Origin of the sequence: Pseudomonas sp. PICF6, assembly GCF_009831705.1 — a bacterium.
Classification (GTDB): domain Bacteria; phylum Pseudomonadota; class Gammaproteobacteria; order Pseudomonadales; family Pseudomonadaceae; genus Aquipseudomonas; species Aquipseudomonas rhizophila.
Map to the genome: position 1 here is coordinate 89,526 of NZ_WUUD01000033.1, position 4,632 is coordinate 94,157.

The following is a 4,632-nucleotide window of genomic DNA, read 5'->3' on the forward strand; positions in this document are numbered from 1 at the left end:
GCCTGCTCGCGATGGCATCGGCACAGCCGTCACCTATCTCCCTCCGTCTGCGCTACCATGCTGGGCCGGACGCGGCAGCCCTGCCGCTGCGCAGGAGTCAGCATGTCCCATCCGTTTGAAACCCTCACACCCGACCTGGTGCTCGATGCCGTTGAAAGCATGGGCTTGCTCAGCGACGCCCGTGTGCTGGCCCTCAACAGCTATGAAAACCGTGTCTATCAGGTGGGTATCGAAGACGCCGAGCCGCTGATCGCCAAGTTCTATCGCCCTCAGCGCTGGACCAACGAAGCGATTCTGGAAGAGCACCGCTTCACCTTCGAACTGGCCGAATGCGACGTGCCGGTGGTAGCGCCGCTGATTCACAACGGCGTCAGTCTGCACGAACACGCCGGGTTTCGTTTCACCCTGTTTCCCCGGCGCGGCGGCCGCGCGCCTGAGCCGGGCAACCTCGACCAACTCTATCGCCTGGGGCAATTGCTCGGGCGCCTGCACGCGGTCGGGTCGACCCGTCCGTTCGAGCATCGTGAAGCGTTGGGCGTGAAAAACTTCGGCCACGATTCGCTGACCACCGTGCTGCAAAGCGGTTTCGTACCCCGCAGCCTGCTTCCGGCCTACGAGTCGGTGGCCAGGGACCTGCTCAAACGGGTCGAAGAGGTCTATGCCGCCACGCCTCACCAGAACATCCGCATGCACGGCGACTGCCACCCCGGCAACATGATGTGCCGCGACGAGGTTTTTCATATCGTCGACCTGGACGACTGCCGCATGGGCCCGGCGGTACAGGATTTGTGGATGATGCTCGCCGGTGATCGCCAGGAATGCCTGGGGCAGTTGTCGGAATTGATGGACGGCTACCGCGAGTTTCATGACTTTGACCCGCGTGAACTGGCCTTGATCGAGCCTCTGCGGGCCCTGCGCCTGATGCACTACAGCGCCTGGCTGGCGCGCCGTTGGGACGATCCGGCGTTCCCGCGCAGCTTCCCGTGGTTCGGCAGCGAACGCTACTGGGGCGACCAGGTGTTGGCGTTGCGCGAGCAATTGGCGGCGCTCAATGAAGAGCCGTTGAAGTTGTTCTGATTTGCCACTGCCGCCCCCCTGTGGGAGCGAGCCTGCTCGCGATCGCGGTAGGTCAGTCGATATCCATGTTGAATGGGCCATCGTCATCGCGAGCGGGCTCGCTCCCACAGGGGCCGGCGATGGCGCTCATAAAGGTTCACAGCACAATCTGACAAATCTCCTTACAATCACTCTTTTGTTAGCTGCCTAAGCAAGGATTCTGCATGCAAGCCGCCAACCCGCGTCGCGGGTATATCCTGGGCCTGAGTGCCTACATCATCTGGGGTCTGTTCCCGATCTATTTCAAAGCCATCGCCAATGTGCCGTCCGTGGAGATCATCATCCACCGGGTGCTGTGGTCGGCGCTGTTCGGCGCGGCGTTGCTGATGGTCTGGAAACACCCGGGCTGGTGGCGCGAACTGCGGGACAATCCACAGCGGCTGGCAATCCTGGCCCTGAGCGGTACGTTGATCGCGGCCAACTGGTTGACCTATGTCTGGGCGGTGAACAACGAGCGCATGCTCGAAGCGAGCCTGGGGTACTACATCAACCCGCTGGTGAACGTATTGCTCGGCATGTTGATCCTGGGTGAACGGTTGCGGCGCATGCAGTGGCTGGCGGTGGGGTTGGCCGCGGTCGGTGTGGCGCAGCAGGTCTGGCAAGTGGGCAGCCTGCCTTGGGTGTCGCTGGTGCTGGCGCTGACCTTCGGCTTTTATGGGCTGATCCGCAAGCAGGCGCCGGTCAAGGCTTTACCCGGACTGGTAGTGGAAACCTGGATGCTGGTGCCGATCGCCATTGCCTGGTTGTTGTTCAACCCGGCGGCTACCAGCGCCCAAGCCGTTTTCTGGACCACCTCCGAAGCCTGGTGGCTGGTGGCGGCCGGGCCCGTGACGCTGGTGCCGTTGGTGTGCTTTAACGCTGCGGCGCGGCATTTGCCCTACACCACCCTCGGGTTCCTCCAGTACATCGCACCGACGCTGGTGTTGTTGCTCGCCGTGCTGCTGTTCGGTGAGCACCTGTCGTCCAGCACATTGGTGGCGTTCCTGTTTATCTGGGCTGGGCTTGCGGTGTATAGCGTCGATGCCGTGATCAGCATGCGCCGGCGCAACTGATCAAAAAACGTACGAACCTCCACAGGCCACGTCTGGCGTGGCCTGCGCTTATCCTTCCCAAGGTTATCCACAGCGTGATCCCCGCCGTTTGTGCACAAGCCCTTGAAAACTGGTGATTTTTTAATCATATCCCGCCAGCGCCCGGCGGACGTGGGCTGGCGAGGTGTCTCTACAGGTTATCCACAGGCAGGCGCAGTTTTTCCTTGGATAACCCGTATCAGTTCTCGTCGCTGAGTTTCAGCTCCACCATCAACTCATCGGCCAGGGTTTCCAAACGTTCCTGCAAAGTGTCCAGGGACAAGGTCACCGGCACCCCGAGGATCGCTTCGGCATGAAACAGCAACTCGCTGCTCATCGGCGCCGGCCGCACGTCCGTGACCAGTCGCTCGACGTTGACGCCCTGCTCACTCAGCAAGCGCGTGATGTCGCGCACGATCCCCGGGCGATCATTACCCACCAGCTCCATCGCGATAGGCTTCCAAGTGCAGGACTCTTCGACGATGCCCTCGGCGATCAGCACGCGGATGTTGTGGGCCGACAGGCCTTGCAAGGCTTCGATCAATTCATCATGGGATTCAGCCGGAACGCTTAGGCGCAGGATCCCGGCAAATTGTCCCGCCAGACGGGACATGCGGCTTTCCAGCCAGTTACCGCCGTGCTCGGCGATGCAAAGGGCGATCTGCTCGACCAACCCGGGCTTGTCCGGGGCGAAAACAGTGATGACGAGATGGTCCATGGCGCGAGCCCTCTTGTTGTGGAAAGAAGAGTATAGGCAGGTGGTCGCGAGCAGACTGATGGCCTAAAGATATATACCTCGCTCCTGTGAGAGCAAAGCTTGCTCCCACAGGATGAAACCAGATACATCGTGTACAAAGATCAAGATTTATATGGAACAATCCATACGTTTTTTGAGAACATCCCGTGCCTCGTCGTGACCGTAACACTTTAGTGGGTCGCGGAACGACGCAATTAGTCTAATTTTCACAACCGCAATTGATCATGTAGTATGCCGCAGCGCGCACTACATAATGTTGGACCAATGACTGTTCAAGGCGCGGTCGCATCCCTGAAAGCCCCGTCAGCAAGGCTTAACGCCCGTGACAGGTCCCACCCAGCCGCCAGCGATGGCATGTACTGGTTCCGGGGTTTGTGGTTTAAATGTCCCGAGGCTTCATTGTCAAAATCGAAGAGCTGAAAAGCGAAATAGCTGAGCAGAGTGAGGCAAGCAATGACTGAACACGTTCAAGTCGGTGGCCTGCGGGTCGCCAAAGTCCTGTTCGACTTCGTGAATAACGAAGCTATCCCCGGAACCGGCCTCACCGCCGATGCGTTCTGGGCCGGTGCCGACAAAGTCATCCACGACCTGGCCCCGAAGAACAAAGCCCTACTCGCCAAACGCGACGATTTCCAGGCACAGATCGATGCCTGGCACCAGGCCCGTGCCGGCCAGGCCCACGACGCCGTGGCTTACAAAGCCTTCCTGCAAGACATCGGTTATCTGCTGCCAGAAGCGGCGGATTTCCAGGCCACGACGCAAAATGTCGATGACGAAATCGCCCGCATGGCCGGCCCGCAACTGGTCGTGCCGGTGATGAATGCCCGCTTCGCCCTCAATGCCTCGAACGCCCGCTGGGGTTCTTTGTACGACGCGCTGTACGGCACCGATGCCATCAGCGAAGCCGACGGCGCGGAGAAAGGCAAAGGCTACAACAAGGTACGCGGCGACAAGGTCATTGCCTTTGCCCGCGCCTTCCTCGACGAAGCCGCGCCGTTGGCCGCCGGCTCCCATGTCGATTCCACCGCTTACAAGATCGTCGATGGCAAACTGGTGGTTGCCCTCAAGGGCGGCAGCAACAGCGGCCTGCGTGACGACGCGCAACTGATCGGTTTCCAGGGCGACGCTTCGGCACCGACCACCGTGCTGTTGAAGCACAACGGCCTGCACTTCGAAATCCAGATCGACGCCAGCACCCCCGTCGGCCAGACCGATGCCGCCGGCGTCAAAGACATCCTGATGGAAGCGGCGCTGACCACCATCATGGACTGCGAAGACTCGGTCGCCGCCGTCGATGCCGATGACAAAGTGGTGATCTACCGTAACTGGCTCGGCCTGATGAAGGGCGATCTGTCGGAACAGGTCGCCAAGGGCGGTCAAACGTTTACCCGCACCATGAACCCCGATCGTGCGTACACGACAGTGGACGGTTCGGGCCTGACCCTGCATGGCCGCTCGCTCCTGTTCGTGCGCAACGTCGGTCATCTGATGACTATCGACGCGATCCTGGACAAGGACGGTCAGGAAGTACCGGAAGGCATCCTGGATGGCCTGGTCACCAGCCTGGCGGCAATCCACAGCCTCAACGGCAATACTTCGCGCCGCAACAGCCGTACCGGCTCGGTGTACATCGTCAAGCCGAAGATGCACGGGCCGGAAGAAGCGGCGTTCACCAACGAACTGTTCGGT

4 protein-coding genes are annotated in these 4,632 nt (G+C 60.5%); 3 read left to right on the forward strand and 1 reads right to left on the reverse strand.

The window, feature by feature from the left end; all coding sequences use genetic code 11:
* The first annotated feature begins 102 nt into the window (after positions 1-102).
* Positions 103-1,077: a serine/threonine protein kinase gene (locus GSM73_RS23165; RefSeq protein ID WP_160893938.1), complete on the forward strand. Its 975-nt coding sequence runs from the start codon at positions 103-105 to the stop codon at positions 1,075-1,077.
* Positions 1,078-1,280: 203 nt separating this feature from the next.
* Positions 1,281-2,168, forward strand: a complete 888-nt coding sequence (rarD, locus tag GSM73_RS23170) for an EamA family transporter RarD (RefSeq protein WP_047228122.1) — start codon at positions 1,281-1,283, stop codon at positions 2,166-2,168.
* Positions 2,169-2,385: 217 nt separating this feature from the next.
* On the opposite strand, the gene GSM73_RS23175 is transcribed toward rarD, so the two are convergent.
* Positions 2,386-2,904: a glycine cleavage system protein R gene (locus GSM73_RS23175; protein WP_047228123.1), complete on the reverse strand. Its 519-nt coding sequence runs from the start codon at positions 2,902-2,904 to the stop codon at positions 2,386-2,388.
* A 492-nt stretch (positions 2,905-3,396) separates the two neighbouring features.
* Between GSM73_RS23175 and GSM73_RS27880 the strand changes: the two genes are divergently transcribed.
* Positions 3,397-4,632: malate synthase G (locus tag GSM73_RS27880; RefSeq protein ID WP_256677069.1), on the forward strand; the 1,236-nt coding region annotated here is incomplete at its 3' end.